13 protein-coding genes are annotated in these 13,845 nt (G+C 64.4%); 8 read left to right on the forward strand and 5 right to left on the reverse strand.

All coding sequences use genetic code 11. The features are described 5' to 3' along the window. The first annotated feature begins 17 nt into the window (after positions 1–17). Genes FFS09_RS27935 through FFS09_RS27950 form a run of 4 tightly spaced genes read left to right on the forward strand, consistent with a single transcriptional unit; the run spans position 18 to position 3,344 of the window. Complete coding sequence (locus tag FFS09_RS27935; protein WP_137922174.1) at positions 18–881, forward strand: branched-chain amino acid ABC transporter permease; 864 nt, start codon at positions 18–20, stop codon at positions 879–881. Beyond that, on the forward strand, positions 878–1,873 hold the full coding sequence (locus FFS09_RS27940; protein ID WP_137922175.1) for a branched-chain amino acid ABC transporter permease: 996 nt from the start codon (positions 878–880) through the stop codon (positions 1,871–1,873). Before FFS09_RS27935 ends, FFS09_RS27940 begins: the two co-directional genes overlap by 4 nt. After that, positions 1,870–2,637, forward strand: a complete 768-nt coding sequence (locus FFS09_RS27945; RefSeq protein ID WP_137922176.1) for an ABC transporter ATP-binding protein — start codon at positions 1,870–1,872, stop codon at positions 2,635–2,637. Before FFS09_RS27940 ends, FFS09_RS27945 begins: the two co-directional genes overlap by 4 nt. Next, on the forward strand, positions 2,634–3,344 hold the full coding sequence (locus FFS09_RS27950) for an ABC transporter ATP-binding protein (protein WP_137922177.1): 711 nt from the start codon (positions 2,634–2,636) through the stop codon (positions 3,342–3,344). The genes FFS09_RS27945 and FFS09_RS27950 overlap by 4 nt, the downstream gene beginning before the upstream one ends. Position 3,345: 1 nt before the next feature. On the opposite strand, the gene FFS09_RS27955 is transcribed toward FFS09_RS27950, so the two are convergent. Further along, complete coding sequence (locus tag FFS09_RS27955; RefSeq protein WP_137922178.1) at positions 3,346–4,125, reverse strand: IclR family transcriptional regulator domain-containing protein; 780 nt, start codon at positions 4,123–4,125, stop codon at positions 3,346–3,348. A 122-nt stretch (positions 4,126–4,247) separates the two neighbouring features. Between FFS09_RS27955 and pobA the strand changes: the two genes are divergently transcribed. Both pobA and FFS09_RS27965 read left to right on the forward strand, forming a co-directional pair. Beyond that, a complete protein-coding gene (gene pobA, locus FFS09_RS27960; protein ID WP_137922179.1) occupies positions 4,248–5,441 on the forward strand; it encodes a 4-hydroxybenzoate 3-monooxygenase in 1,194 nt (397 codons plus the stop codon). A 65-nt stretch (positions 5,442–5,506) separates the two neighbouring features. After that, positions 5,507–6,406 carry a CoA transferase gene (locus FFS09_RS27965; protein WP_137922180.1) on the forward strand — a complete coding sequence of 300 codons (900 nt, stop codon included), beginning with the start codon at positions 5,507–5,509 and terminating at the stop codon, positions 6,404–6,406. A gap of 31 nt (positions 6,407–6,437) precedes the next feature. On the opposite strand, the gene FFS09_RS27970 is transcribed toward FFS09_RS27965, so the two are convergent. The 3 genes from FFS09_RS27970 to FFS09_RS27980 form a co-directional block, all read right to left on the reverse strand. Then, positions 6,438–7,826, reverse strand: a complete 1,389-nt coding sequence (locus FFS09_RS27970; protein ID WP_137922181.1) for a TIGR03013 family XrtA/PEP-CTERM system glycosyltransferase — start codon at positions 7,824–7,826, stop codon at positions 6,438–6,440. Positions 7,827–7,912: 86 nt separating this feature from the next. After that, a complete protein-coding gene (locus FFS09_RS27975) occupies positions 7,913–9,853 on the reverse strand; it encodes an O-antigen ligase family protein (RefSeq protein ID WP_137922182.1) in 1,941 nt (646 codons plus the stop codon). A gap of 3 nt (positions 9,854–9,856) precedes the next feature. Beyond that, positions 9,857–11,179 carry a UDP-glucose dehydrogenase family protein gene (locus FFS09_RS27980; RefSeq protein WP_137922183.1) on the reverse strand — a complete coding sequence of 441 codons (1,323 nt, stop codon included), beginning with the start codon at positions 11,177–11,179 and terminating at the stop codon, positions 9,857–9,859. Positions 11,180–11,282: 103 nt separating this feature from the next. On the opposite strand from FFS09_RS27980, the gene FFS09_RS27985 reads away from it, so the two are divergent. Next, on the forward strand, positions 11,283–12,761 hold the full coding sequence (locus tag FFS09_RS27985; protein ID WP_137922184.1) for a right-handed parallel beta-helix repeat-containing protein: 1,479 nt from the start codon (positions 11,283–11,285) through the stop codon (positions 12,759–12,761). A 552-nt stretch (positions 12,762–13,313) separates the two neighbouring features. On the opposite strand, the gene FFS09_RS30775 is transcribed toward FFS09_RS27985, so the two are convergent. Then, positions 13,314–13,547, reverse strand: a complete 234-nt coding sequence (locus FFS09_RS30775) for a hypothetical protein (RefSeq protein ID WP_171020231.1) — start codon at positions 13,545–13,547, stop codon at positions 13,314–13,316. 56 nt (positions 13,548–13,603) lie between these two features. Here FFS09_RS30775 and FFS09_RS27995 point away from each other — a divergent pair. Continuing rightward, the coding region (locus tag FFS09_RS27995; RefSeq protein ID WP_502703765.1) for an RIFT barrel domain-containing protein at positions 13,604–13,845 on the forward strand (242 nt) is incomplete at its 3' end.

Raw genomic sequence — 13,845 nt, forward strand, 5'->3', positions numbered from 1 at the left:
CTCTCGCCCATCGCCTCATGGACTTCGCCAACCTCCTGATCCAGTTGCTCAACAGCCTGCAATACGGTCTGTTGCTGTTCATGCTGGCCGCCGGGCTCACCTTGATCTTCGGCATCATGGGCGTGGTCAACCTCGCACATGGCAGCTTCTACATGTTGGGCGCCTACCTCGCGTGGTTCCTGGCGTCGCAGTTCAACAGCCTGGTGCTGGCCATCGTGCTCGGCACGGTGCTGGCCGTGGTGTTGGGCTGGTTGCTCGAGTGGCTGCTGTTTCGCCACTTCTACAAGCGCGACCACCTCGACCAGGTGCTGCTCACGTTCGGCCTGATCTACATCTTTGAAGAAGTTCGCTCCATCCTCTGGGGCGACGACGTGCACTCGGTCCCCGTGCCCGAGATGCTGAACTGGTCGATCCCGCTCACCGACAACCTGTCGTACCCGGTCTACCGGCTCGTGATGTCGGGTGTGTGCATCGCGCTCGCGCTGGGCCTGTACCTGTTGATTTCCAAGACGCGCCTGGGCATGAAGATCCGTGCCGGCGCGTTCAACCGCGAGATGACCGAGTCGCTCGGCATCAACATCCGCCTCATCCACGGCGTGGTGTTCGCGCTGGGCGTGGCGCTGGCCGCCATCGCCGGCATGATCGCCTCGCCCATCTCCAGCGTGTACCCCGGCATGGGCAGCTCGGTGCTGATCATGTGTTTCGTGGTGGTGGTCATTGGCGGCATCGGCTCGGTGCGCGGCGCTCTCGTCGCGGCCCTGCTCGTGGGCCTGGTCGACACGTTTGGCAAGGTGCTCGTGCCGCAGATCGCCGGCATGGCGGTCTACATGCTCATGGCCCTGGTCCTGCTTTACAAGCCTGAAGGGCTGTTCAAACAATGAGCTCACCCCAAGCCCAACTCGAAAAGCTGCCGCGCAGCATCCAGCTCATCCTGTGGCTGGGCGCGATCGCACTCGCCGCCTTCCCACTCATCCCGCTGGATGGCGGCAGCTTCTACCTGCAGATGCTCTCGCAGATGATGATCCTGGCCATCTTCGCGATGAGCCTCGATCTGCTGCAAGGCGTGACCGGCCTGGTGTCGCTCGGCCATGCCGCGTACTTTGGCCTGGCCGGTTATGCGCTGGCCTTCCTCACCCCCGCGGACACGCCCATCAGTCTGTGGTGGTCACTGCCCGTGTCGGTGGCCGGCGCAGGCCTGGCCGCGCTGATCATCGGCTTCTTTGTGGTGCGCACACACGGCATCTACTTCATCATGGTCACCATGGCGTTCGCGCAGATGGTGTTCTTCCTGTTCTTCGACAACAAGGCGCTGGGTGGTTCCGACGGCATCTACGTCAACTTCCGCCCCGAAGCCTCGCTGTTCGGCTGGACCGGGATCGACCTCGAGAACAAGACCACGTTCTACTACTTCACCTTGCTGCTGCTGGTGCTCGTGTATGTGTTCCTGCGCCGCCTGCTGTTCTCGCCGTTTGGCCGCGTGCTCGCCGGCATCCGCGTGAACGAGCACCGCATGCGCGCCGTGGGCTATGGCACCTTCGGCTACAAGCTCGCGGCCTTCACCCTGGCCGGCGCGCTCGCGGGTGTGGCGGGTTTTCTGTGGGCCGCACAAACCGGCTTCGTGAACCCCGAACTGATGGGTTTTCACATGAGCGCGCACGCCATCATGATGGTGATCCTGGGTGGCATGGGCAACTTCGCCGGGGCCATCGTGGGCGCCTTTGCGTTCGAGTACGTCATGCACTTCTTCAAGGACCTCACCAAGCACTGGCAATTGCTCATGGGCAGCTTCATCGTGCTGGTGGTGGTGTTCGCGCCGCGCGGCCTGCTGGGCCTGGTCGGTCAACTCTCGAAGAAGCGGGAGACAACGCGATGAGTACGCTGCTTCTCAGTGCGAAAAACCTCACCAAACGCTTCGGTGGCTTGGCTGCCGTCAACGACGTGTCGGTGGAGTTGCACCGCGACCGCATCCATGCCGTGATCGGCCCCAACGGCGCGGGCAAGTCGACGCTGACCAACCTGCTCTCGGGCGACCTGCCCCTCACCGCAGGCCTCATCACGCTCAACGGCACGGAGACCAGCGGCAAGAGCGCCGAGCGCATCTCGCGCCTGGGCCTGGGCCGCAGCTACCAGAAGACCAACATCTTCCTGCCCTTCACCGTGTGGGACAACGTGCGCCTGGCCGCGCAATCGCGCGAGCGGCACACCCCGTGGAACCCGTTGCGCTGGTTGTCTTCTGCCAGTGGCATGACCCAGGTCAACCAGCGCTGTGAACGCGCCATCGAACTCGCGGGCCTCACGGCGCGCGCCAACACGATCGCCGGCACGACCAGCCACGGCGAACAGCGCCAGCTCGAAATCGCGATGACCCTCGCCACCGAACCGACCGTGCTGCTGCTCGACGAGCCGCTGGCCGGCATGGGCCACGCCGAGGCCGAGCGCATGGTGGAACTGTTGCTGCGCATCAAGAAGGACCACGCCATGATGCTCGTGGAGCACGACATGGATGCCGTGTTCACCCTCGCCGACCAACTCACGGTGATGGTCAATGGCCAGGTGATCGCCAGCGGCACGCCCGCGCAGGTGCGCAACGACGCGGGCGTGCAGGCCGCCTACCTGGGCGAAGAGGAGCACGCATGAGCGCCCTGATCGAAGCCAAAGGCTTGCACACCCACTACGGCGCGAGCCACATCCTGCGCGGCGTGGATTTTCACGTCGACAAGGGCCAGACCATCGGCCTCATGGGCCGCAACGGCATGGGCAAGACCACGCTCCTCAAGACGCTCATGGGCATCGTCAAGCCCAGCGGCGGGCAGGTGCAGGTGAAGGGTCGCCTCATGACCGGCGCGCCCACGTTCGAGATCGCGCGCCAAGGCATCGCGTATGTACCCGAGGGCCGCGGCATCTTCGGCAACCTGAGCGTCAAGGAAAACCTGATCATGTCGGCGCGCGCCGGCACCCAAGGCCAGCGCGACTGGACCTACGAGCGTGTGCTCGATACCTTCCCGCGCCTGGCCGAACGCCTGAACCATGGCGGGCAGCAGCTCAGCGGCGGCGAGCAGCAGATGCTCACCATCGGCCGCGCGCTGATGACCAACCCCGACCTGCTGATTCTTGATGAAGCCACCGAAGGCCTGGCCCCACTGATCGCGCGCGAGATCTGGCGCATCTGCGGTTTGATCCGCGAGAGCGGCATCAGCAGCGTGATCGTGGACAAGAACTGGAAACACGTCACGCAGATCACCGACCGCAACGTGATTCTCGTCAAGGGCGAGGTGGTGTTCGAAGGCAGTTCGGCACAGTTGCACGCGCAACCGGAGTTGCTGGCGCAGTACCTGGGCGTTTGAACTACAGCAGCGGCCGCAGTTCGCGCGCCGCGTCCTGCAGCAGCGGCAGCATGTCCTGCAAGAACCGCGGTGCGTCGAACCGCTCGGGCGACGCCACCACATTGAGCGCCGCCACCGTGCGTCCCTGCATGTTGCGCAGCGGCACGGCCAGAGCGAACACACCCATCTCATGCTCTTCACGCGCGATGGCCAGATCCTCGTTGCGCACGCGTGTGATGAGGGCGCGAAACGCCTTGGGCTCCACCGTGGTGTGCGGCGTGAGGCGCGGCAGTTCACGGCCCTTGAGCCAGGTGGAAAACTCGGTGCGCGGCAACCCGGCCAGCAACACCCGCCCGGTGGATGTGGCGTGCGCAGGCAAACGCGCGCCGAGGTGCAGACCATAGGCCATCAAACGTTGGCCACCCAGCGACACATTGCGCGCCACGATCACGACCTGGTCGCCATCCAGCACGGCAGCCGAGAACGACTCGCGCGTCAGGGCCGCGAGCCGGTTCAGCGTGGGTTGCAACAAGCGCGGCAAGCGCGCCGATGCCAGGTAGCTGCCGGAAAAGCGCAGCACTTTCGGCGCAAGCCAGTAGTGGCTGCCGTCGGACTCCAGGTATCCCAGGTGCGCCAGCGTGAGCAGGTGCCGGCGCGCCGCCGCGCGTGTAAGGCCGGCACGCTCGGCCGCCTGAGTGGCGTTGAGGCGCTGGCGCTCGGTGTCGAAGCTCTCCAGCACGGCCATGCCTTTGGCCATGCCTTCGATGAAGTCGGCCTTGGCGATGGGCGGTGTGATGCTCATGGGCAAATTATGCGCGATCATCGCGCACGGCATCCGATGATCGCGCAACACCGGTGACACTCCCTTGTGGCGGCACGGGCCCGTTTCTATGCTTGAGCCAGCTAGATTCAGGAGACATTTCCATGACGCGAACCCAGGTCGCCATCATCGGCGCCGGCCCCTCGGGCCTGTTGCTCGGCCAGTTGCTGCACAAGGCCGGCATCGACAACATCATCGTTGAACGCCAGACTGGCGAGTACGTGCTGGGCCGCATCCGCGCCGGCATTCTCGAACAAATCACCACCGACCTGCTGCGCGAAGTCGGCGTGGGCACGCGGCTCGATGCGGAGGGCACGGTGCACCACAGCATCGAGCTGGTCTTCGCCGGCACGCGCCACGCCATCGACGTGCATGGGCTCACGAATGGCCAGGTGGTCACGGCCTATGGCCAGACCGAGATGACGCGCGACCTCATGGCCGCGCGCAGCGGTGCCAGTCTGCCCACGGTGTACGAAGCCGCCGACGTGGAGGTGCTCGACTACGACGGCGACAAGCCCCGCGTGCGTTACCGCAAGGATGGCCAGACGCACGAGATCGCCTGCGATTTCATCGCCGGTTGCGACGGCTTTCACGGCGTGTGCCGCGCCAGCGTGCCCAAGGGTTCCATCACCGAGTTCGAGAAGGTCTACCCCTTCGGCTGGCTCGGCGTGCTGGCCGACGTGCCACCGGTATCACCGCACGCCATCGTCTACGCCAACAGCGAACGCGGCTTCGCGCTGTGCTCCATGCGCAGCCCCACGCGCAGCCGCTACTACGTGCAGTGCCCGCTGGACGACAAGGTCGAGGACTGGAGCGATCAACGCTTCTGGGACGAGCTTCGCCGCCGGCTCGACCCGGAGATGGCATCGCGCGTGATCACCGGCCCCACCATCGAAAAGAGCATCGCGCCGCTGCGCAGCTTCGTGGCCGAGCCGATGCGCTTTGGCCGCATGTTCCTCGCGGGCGATGCCGCCCACATCGTGCCGCCCACGGGCGCCAAGGGGCTCAACCTCGCCGCCAGCGACGTCAAGTACCTCTCGGGCGCGTTCATCGAGTACTACCGCGACAAGACCTCGGCCGGCATCGACAGCTATTCCGAGCGCTGCCTGCGCCGCGTGTGGAAAGCCGAGCGGTTCTCGTGGTGGCTCACGACGCTGATGCACCGTTTCCCGGACACCGAAGGCTTCGGCCAGAAGGTGCAGGAGGCCGAGCTCGACTACCTCGTGAACTCCGAATCGCTGTCGCGCTCGCTGGCCGAGAACTACGTGGGTCTGCCGCTCAACTTCGGCGAACGCTGAACACCTCGGGCGGCCTTGTCACGCGTTTGCACGTCGCCACCCAGGCTTGCAAGTACAGTGCGGCGATGACCACCGCCCCACGCCCTGCCCCCACCCTCAAGCCGCTGCGCGGCGTTCGCGTGCTCAGCCTCGCGCTCAACCTGCCCGGTCCGGCGGCCTTCATGCGGTTAAGAACCATGGGGGCCACCTGCGTGAAGGCCGAGCCACCCGCGCCCCGAGGCGGTTCCGGTGACCCGATGGGCCAGTACAACCCGACCGCATATGCCACGCTGCACGCAGGCATCAAGGTGGTGTCGATGGACCTCAAGTCGGAGAAGGGTCAGGCCACGCTGCACAAGGAACTGGCCCGCACCGACGTGCTGCTGACCTCCTTTCGCCCCTCGGCCCTGCACAAGCTCGGCCTGGGCTGGCAAGGTCTGCGCAAGCGCTACCCGGCGCTGTCGATGGTGGCCATCGTGGGCGCTCCCGGCGCGCGCGCCGAAGAGCCCGGCCACGACCTCACCTACCTCGCGGACGCGGGCCTGGTCACCGGCCTGGACCTGCCAGCGACCTTGTTTGCCGACATGAGCGGGGCGATCATGGCCAGCGAGGCCGTGCTCCAGGCGGTGCTGGCGCAGAAGACTTCAGGCAAAGGCTCGTTCCAGGAGGTGGCACTGTCCGACGCGGCCACCTGGCTCGCTCTGCCCCGCACCTGGGGCCTCACGCTGCCCACGGGCGCGATCGGCGGCGCCCACGCGGGCTACCGCGTTTACGCCTGCAAGGATGGCCGCGTGGCCGTGGCGGCGCTGGAGCCGCATTTCGCGGCGGCGCTGTGCGCGGCGGCGGGTGTGCCGGTCACGGACTTTCGCGCGCTGTTCCAACCGGAAGTGCATACGGCCATCGCCGCTTTCGTGCGAGGCAAGACGCGCCAGCAACTCGACAAGCTGGCGGCGGAGAACGACATTCCGCTGCACACGCTGGCCTGAACGAGACCGGCCTCGCGGCAGCGGGCAACGTTTACTGCGCGCCCTTGCCCGTCAGCACCACACCCACGGTTTCGAAGATGACCACCAGGTCCAGAAACAGCGAGTGGTTCTTCACGTAGTACAGGTCGTACTGCAGCTTCTCCGCCGTGTCTTCCACGGTGGAGCCGTACTGGTAGCGCACCTGCGCCCAGCCGGTCACGCCGGGTTTGACGCTGTGGCGCACGGCGTAGAACGGGATCTCCTGCGTGAGCTTCTCGACAAAGAAGGCGCGCTCGGGTCGCGGCCCGACCAGGCTCATGTCACCATTGAGCACACTGAACAGCTGCGGCAGTTCGTCGATGCGCAGTTTGCGGATCACCTTGCCCACGCGCGTGACGCGGCTGTCGCCCGCTGTGGCCCAGCGGGGAATGCCGTCTTTCTCCGCATCGGTACGCATGCTGCGGAACTTCACCACGTTGAAGGGCTTGTTGTTCAGGCCCACGCGTTCCTGCTTGTAGAGCACCGGGCCGGAGCTCTCCAGCTTGATGATGAGCGCGGCTACCAACATGATCGGCAAAGCCAGCAGGATCAGCACGACAGCACCCGCGATGTCGAACAGGCGCTTGACCGTGGTGCGCACGAAACCCTGGTCGAAGCCCTCGCCAAAGATGAGCCAGCCGGCCGACACCGCATCCAGGCGGATCTGGCCGAGGTTCTGCTCGAAATAGGTGGCGATATCGGTCACGCGCACGCCGGCGAGTTTGCAATCGAGCAACTCACGCATGGGCATGCTGCCGCCGCGGCGCTCGGACAGGGCAATCACGATCTCATGCACGCCCTTCTCCGCCGCCACCTCGGTGAGCGACTGGCCTGGCTCCAGCGTGGCCCATTCGGTCACCAGATGCTCGCGCTCATTGGGGCTGGCGAAATAGCCACACAGTTCGGCGCTCGACGAAGCCCTGCGCAGGCTCTGCCCGACAGCCTGCGCCTTGGTACCCGTGCCGTACACCAGCACCTTGCGGCGCGTGAGCGATCTGGGAAGAAACTCGCCGGTGATCACCTGAATCACCAGCAACAGACCGGTGACCATCATCACGATCACCACCGCCCAGTTGTGCCCGTAAAACAGCTTCATGGGCAAGAGCAGCAAGATGCCCACGACGATGAGACCCATCATCATGAACGACACCAACACACGGGCATACAGCTGGGTGTTGTTGAACGCCGTGCCCCGGTCGTACAGCCCCAGGGCGGAGTTGACCGCCAGGAAACCGATGCTCATCAACAACGCACGAAACAGGCCTTGCCCGATTTGCGCGGCGGTCAATTCTTCGGAAAGGACCACCAGTGTCACCATGAATGCCGCGCTGATCAGCAACAGATCCACGAACATCTGCAACAGCGTGCGGCGATCGAAGTAATGGTTGAATAGCTTGATCAAACTTCGCTTCCTGTGATGGCGCCGCCGGTGGCGCACGCATTGGGTTCTGTCCGACGATAACGCCGACGCGATGAGCTTACACGCAGTTACAGGCGTGGGTGTGACGAGCGTTGAGTCAACTGTGACGTCGTCAACACGACAAGCAGCAGCATAAAAGCAATGCGGGGCAGTTCGGACACGCTGATGAGCAGACCCAGAACGCCCATGCTCAAGAGCGAACCCGCCAGCGCCAAGGCCAGCGGATCGCGGTTCCTGATGCTTCGGACAAGGCCGCACCCCGTCCATACGGCCAACGATGCCAACACCAACCAGCCCACCACCCCGCGCTCGATGAGGATCTCGAGGTACAGGTTGTCCATGTGCCACGGCTTGAAATGGCCTTGCGCGGCGGGAAACCAATGCTGGAGTCCGTTCGAAAAACCAGTGTTCTTCAAGACCTGTTGTCCTTGAGAATCCATCAGCTCCACTTCGTGGATGCGGGCGGGTCGCCCCGTGCTCAACACGGTCATGGCGAACATGCCCTCGCGCCAGGCCATCGCGCGGCCGCCCGGCGCGAAGGCCTTGCCGAGCAAGGGAATGTCGTGCCACTGCGTCGGGTCCGACACCGCCGACTCAGGCCTCACATGCATCCACTGGCAGCGGAAGTCGTACAACAGATGCCGCTCGCACACGCTCAACAGCAGCACCAGCGGGGCATCGGTTTCGTAGCGGATGCGCACCCGGTAGTTGCCGTGCGGTGAGATCTCGATACGCTGCGTCAGACCAAAGTCGTAGGCCAACTCCTGCTGCGTCGCAGGCCCGGCCAGTTCCACCTGCGCCGCACCCTCCGCATCCCGCTGCCAACGCGCCCGACCCGGAAACTCGCCCCCCGGCACCTGGGCGCTGTAGTGCGCCGGCAGACGCCCGGCACCCAGGCCCAGCCCCCAATCGGTGGGTGTCTTCAGCAGCCCCAAGCCATCGCGCCAATGGGCCACGCGGTCCGCCAGGTCGGCATCCACACGCACGATCCGCCCGGACATGAACGAGTGCCCGCCAAGCACCCACACCGCTTGGGCCAACAGCGCCAGCCCGAGCAGCCTCAGCGCCCAACCCCGCCCCCGTTCGCCCGACGCGGGCCTGATCTGACAACGCCGCGCCACGACCGCCATGAACACCAGGGACACAACGACCGCGAGATACAAGCCCCGCGAATACGTGGTCAGCACCGCGTAGGTGCCCAACAGAGCCAGCAACGCCGCGCAATACCAGCGCCAACCACCGGGCGCCAACCAGACGGCCCAGAACGCGACGGGCACCGTCATGGCCAGGTACGCGTCGATCGCGCCACCGCCCACGTGCATCTCCCAGAAGCTCGCCACGGTGCGGTAAGAGTCGCTGAAATTGAGAACACCGACGTAACGCCCGCGCTCCCACAGCACGAGTGCGCAGACCAGCGCAAGACCACAGGCCAGACCCACCACCGTGAGGCGGGCCATGTCTTGTTGTCGATGTTCGGGAACGTGGCGCCACACCGGCACCAGCAACAGCGCCCACAGCAGGCTCTTGGACACGCGCCATGGGTTGAAAGCGCTCGCGTAGTCCCCGTACAGAGCCTGTGGCCATACGGCAGCGTTGACCCCGGCGGTGCCCCCTGCGCCGTGCAGACCCACGGCCAGGCTCACCAGACTGGACACGCCCAGCGCCACCCACAACCACATCCCGACACGATCGCTTCTGGCGGCTGTGGGCGCGACCCGCCCAGCGAACGCATCGAAGCTCCACCGTGCGCAGGCGCCCGTCAGCACGCCCAGCACCAACAGATCAAATTCGTCGATCAACCACCAGCCCGTCGACGGCGCGAAGCTGGCCACCGGCAGCAATGTGGTCAGCAGCCATCCGATCGTCCAGGGCCGCCAGGCAGCCCAGCCCATGACCAGAAGGCACAGTGCCACCGCGAATGGCGCCGGCACCAAGGGGTGTTGAACCGCCAGGCCCAGACACACGGCCGCCGCCAGGATGGCCAGCACCGGCGCACCCCAGCGCGCCATGGATCAGCGGCCGATGGGCAGGTACTCGAAGCCCTGGCTGCGCACCCAGGCCGGGTCGTACAGGTTGCGCCCGTCGACGATGAGCGCTTGCTTGAGCTTGGCTTTGATGGTGTCGAAGTCTGGGCTGCGGAACTCTTTCCACTCGGTCACGATGACCAGGGCATCCGCGTCGTCGAGCGCCTCGTTGGGCGTTGTGGCGTAACGCACGCGGGGCTCGTCACCCAGGACGCGCTGCGCTTCGTGCATGGCCACGGGGTCATAGACGGTGGCCGTGGCGCCAGCGGCCAGCAAGTCGGCCAACAGCTCCAGGCTGGGGGCTTCGCGCATGTCGTCGGTGTTGGGCTTGAAGGCCAGGCCCCAGACCGCGAAATGGCGGCCCTTCAGGTCCGCGCCAAACTTGCGCTTGACCTTGTCGCCCAGCACATGCTTCTGCGCGTCGTTGGCCGCCTCCACCGCCGTCAGCACCTTCAATTCGAGGCCGGCATCGTCGGCCGCCGTCTTGATCAGGGCCTTGACGTCCTTCGGGAAGCAGGAGCCGCCATAGCCCGCGCCTGGGTAGAGGAAGTGATAGCCAATGCGCGGGTCGGAGCCGATGCCCTGGCGAACCATCTCGATGTCGGCGCCCAGCTTCTCCGCCAGGTTGGCCAGTTCGTTCATGAAACTGATGCGCGTCGCCAGCATGGCATTCGCCGCGTATTTGGTGAGTTCGGCGCTGCGCACATCGGTCACGATCAGGCGTTCGCGATTGCGTTGGAACGGCGCGTACAGCGCCCGCATGAGGTGGATCGCCTGTTCGTCGTTCGCGCCGACGATGATCCGGTCGGGCCGCATGAAATCCTCCACCGCCGCGCCTTCTTTCAGGAACTCGGGGTTGGACACCACCGCGTACGGTGTCTGCACACCGCGCTTTTGCAACTCGTCGGCGATCGCCTCGTGCACACGATCGGCGGTGCCGACGGGCACCGTGCTTTTATCAACCACGACCTTGTAGTCGGTCATGCGCTGACCAATGCTGCGCGCAGCGGCGAGCACGTAACGCATGTCGGCCGAACCGTCTTCGTCGGGTGGCGTGCCCACCGCAATGAACTGAATGGTGCCGTGTTGCACCGCGCGATCGATGTCGGTGGTGAAGTGCAGGCGGCCGGCGGCCACGTTGCGGCGGACCATGTCCTGCAGCCCAGGCTCGTAAATGGGTATGCCGCCCTCTTCAAGAATGCGGATCTTGTCCGGATTCAAGTCCAGGCACAACACATCGTTGCCCACTTCCGACAGGCAGGCTCCACTGACCAAACCCACGTATCCAGTCCCGACCACGGTGATTTTCATGTTTTTTCTCAGGCCAATAGATTTACAAAACGCTGATCATAGCGGCCGCCCCTAGGCAAGCCAGGCATTCAAAAGCAGGCGAAACGTTGCATTCAGCACGCTCATGGCTATCATGATCCCCGCAGGAAATCGGGGAATCCCATTGAAATCAAGGCGCTGGCTGATCTACGTTGCAATTGCAACCCTGTTGGTCATGCTCATGGCCGCAACCGCCTTTTTCGCGAGCAGCGCGGGGCAACATGCCTACACCGAAGTGCGTGCGCGAAGCCCGCAAACCCTCCTCCGTTACGCCCAACGGCGCCTGGAGGGCCACGAAGTACTGGAATGGCTGCTGCTGCCCGGCCTGCGCGCACTACGGGCCCGAATAGAAAGAGAGCCACCGCCCGGGCCACTCCCCACGCTGGGAAAAGGCCAGCAACTCAAGCAGATCGCGCCCCCGGCAACAGGGAGGGGACATGTGGTTCGCGTCGACACCGCCGCCGCGATCGCGGAGGTCCTGCTTGAGGCCAGGCCGGGCACACACATCGTCATCGCGCCCGGCCACTACCGTTTTGAAAAGACCCTGCGCCTTGGCCAAAACGGACGCGCCAGCGCGCCCATCACGGTGACCGCGATCGTTCCAGGCACCGTCCGTTTGGACTTTTCGCAAGAGGAAGGCATCCTGGTCGATCGCCCACATTGGATCTTCGAGAACCTCAACATCCGCGGCATCTGCGCACGGCAGCGTGACTGTGAACACGCCTTTCATGTGGTGGGCGCCGGGGCATTCACCGCGCTGCTCAATAACCACTTACAGGACTTCAATGCCCATATCAAAGTCAATGGCCTGAACGGCGAATGGCCCGATCACGGCCTGGTGGCGTTCAACACGCTGACGAACACGGCAGTGCGACACACCGACAGACCGGTGGTGACACTCGATCTGGTCGGTGCAAACCAGTGGAGGGTCCAGGACAACCTGGTGACCAACTTTGCCAAGGTGGGAGGCCATGGCGTGGCGTATGGGCTTTTCATGAAAGGCGCCAGCGAGGGCGGACGCATCGAGCGCAACCTCGTGGTCTGCTCACAGGCCGGCATGTCCGATCCTGGGGAGCGGGTGGGCATCTCGTTTGGCGGTGGCGGTACCGATCCCGTAGCGTGCCGCACCGATGGCTGCCGCGCCTTCGAACACCGCCAAGGACTGGCTGCCAACAACATCGTGGCCCACTGCAATGACGCTGGCATCGATGTCAACCACGCAAGCCAGGTCGTGCTCGCGCACAACACCTTGATCAACACGGCAGGCTTCTCCATTCGCGGCGGCTCGATGCAAGCGCGTTTGTTCGGCAATGTGTACGAAGGCGGCATTTCAGCCTTTGGTGAAACCGCACCGGCGCTGCAATTGAACATGGAAATCGCCGGAGCGGCCATGTTCACGAACCCGGACTTATTACTTTTGGATTGGTTCGAATTGCCCCAATCGATACCTCTGCCGAGCTTTGTAACAAATGACTTCACAAACACGCCTCGCCAAATGCACACCCTCCCAGGGGCGCTGGAACGCGGCTCGCGTGCAAAGTCAAAGAATATGCCCGGCAATTGACGTGCCGGCCTCCCTTCAAAGCCACGCGCAACTGGTAACACGTGGCCGTCGCCCGCGCGCCGAAAATAGGCACTGTAGGCAGCTGTTTCTACTGGCAACCAAACTCCCGGCTTGTTTCATGCGTCTTGGCGCAACGTCAGGTCGGTTTTTTTGTGTCCTGGAAATTCAGTGTGCGGTCGCGATTCGTGCAATGCCAACTCGTAGAACGTCAGCAAATCATGCGAATCGTTTCAACATGTTTCCCCACCCTCCGCGTGTCGTTCCGGGCCGCGTTCCTGTCGGTCGCAAGGCCAGCCGTTGCGACGCGGTCCGTAAAGTGAACTTAGATTTTTTTCATGATGCCTGGTCCGCATCGCACGCAATTCGACACTTGCGTTCGCCGGACATTTCCCGCCCCTGATTTCGCACCGCTGAACAACAACATGAACTCATCCAACCCCTCCTCCATCAGAAACCCCAAGTGGATTTCCGTGCTTTTCATGATGGCGGCCATCGCTGGTTGTGGCGGGGGTGGCGGTGGGAGTTCGGCCTCTGCGGCATCACCTGGGGAAGCTATTGCGGCAACGCCTGCACCTGCACCTGCACCTGCACCTGCACCTGCACCTGCACCTGCACCTGCACCGGCCCCGGCTCCTCGTCCTCCGGCACCTGCACCAGCTCCAGCTCCAGCACCAGCTCCAGCTCCAGCTCCAGCTCCAGCTCCAGCTCCAGCTCCAGCTCCAGCTCCAGCTCCAGCTCCAGCTCCAGCTCCAGCTCCAGCTCCAGCTCCAGCTCCAGCTCCTGCACCTGCACCGGCTCCAGGCGCAGGTGGACTGTCCTGCGCCGCTCAGGCCATCACCTGCGTGCAAGTAACCACAGGCAGTGCGCAAGCCAGCGTCCCGGTGACCTTTGGCCAACCCTTCAAATCCGGTGACTGGCCCGCCACCCAAGGACTGGTCGCCACCGACAGCAGTGGCGCCAGCGTGCCCCTGCAGGCCGACGAAATTTCCTCACACCGCGATGGCTCCGTCCGCTTTGCCGTGCTGAGCGCCAAGGTGAGCAACCTTCAAGCCAACCAGCCCAAGCTGATCAACTTCTTCCGGGG

The sequence above is a fragment of the Hydrogenophaga sp. 2FB genome (genome assembly GCF_005503365.1).
In the GTDB taxonomy this organism is placed as follows: Bacteria; Pseudomonadota; Gammaproteobacteria; order Burkholderiales; family Burkholderiaceae_C; genus Hydrogenophaga.

Excerpts from the sequence above, each read along its gene's own strand:
- FFS09_RS27955 (WP_137922178.1), bottom strand. The coding sequence starts at position 4,125 with ATGAGCATCACACCGCCCATCGCCAAGGCCGACTTCATCGAAGGCATG.
- FFS09_RS27985 (WP_137922184.1), top strand. The coding sequence starts at position 11,283 with ATGGCTATCATGATCCCCGCAGGAAATCGGGGAATCCCATTGAAATCA.
- FFS09_RS27950 (WP_137922177.1), top strand. The coding sequence starts at position 2,634 with ATGAGCGCCCTGATCGAAGCCAAAGGCTTGCACACCCACTACGGCGCG.
- pobA (WP_137922179.1), top strand. The coding sequence starts at position 4,248 with ATGACGCGAACCCAGGTCGCCATCATCGGCGCCGGCCCCTCGGGCCTG.
- FFS09_RS27945 (WP_137922176.1), top strand. The coding sequence starts at position 1,870 with ATGAGTACGCTGCTTCTCAGTGCGAAAAACCTCACCAAACGCTTCGGT.
- FFS09_RS27935 (WP_137922174.1), top strand. The coding sequence starts at position 18 with ATGGACTTCGCCAACCTCCTGATCCAGTTGCTCAACAGCCTGCAATAC.
- FFS09_RS27975 (WP_137922182.1), bottom strand. The coding sequence starts at position 9,853 with ATGGCGCGCTGGGGTGCGCCGGTGCTGGCCATCCTGGCGGCGGCCGTG.
- FFS09_RS27940 (WP_137922175.1), top strand. The coding sequence starts at position 878 with ATGAGCTCACCCCAAGCCCAACTCGAAAAGCTGCCGCGCAGCATCCAG.
- FFS09_RS27965 (WP_137922180.1), top strand. The coding sequence starts at position 5,507 with ATGACCACCGCCCCACGCCCTGCCCCCACCCTCAAGCCGCTGCGCGGC.
- FFS09_RS27980 (WP_137922183.1), bottom strand. The coding sequence starts at position 11,179 with ATGAAAATCACCGTGGTCGGGACTGGATACGTGGGTTTGGTCAGTGGA.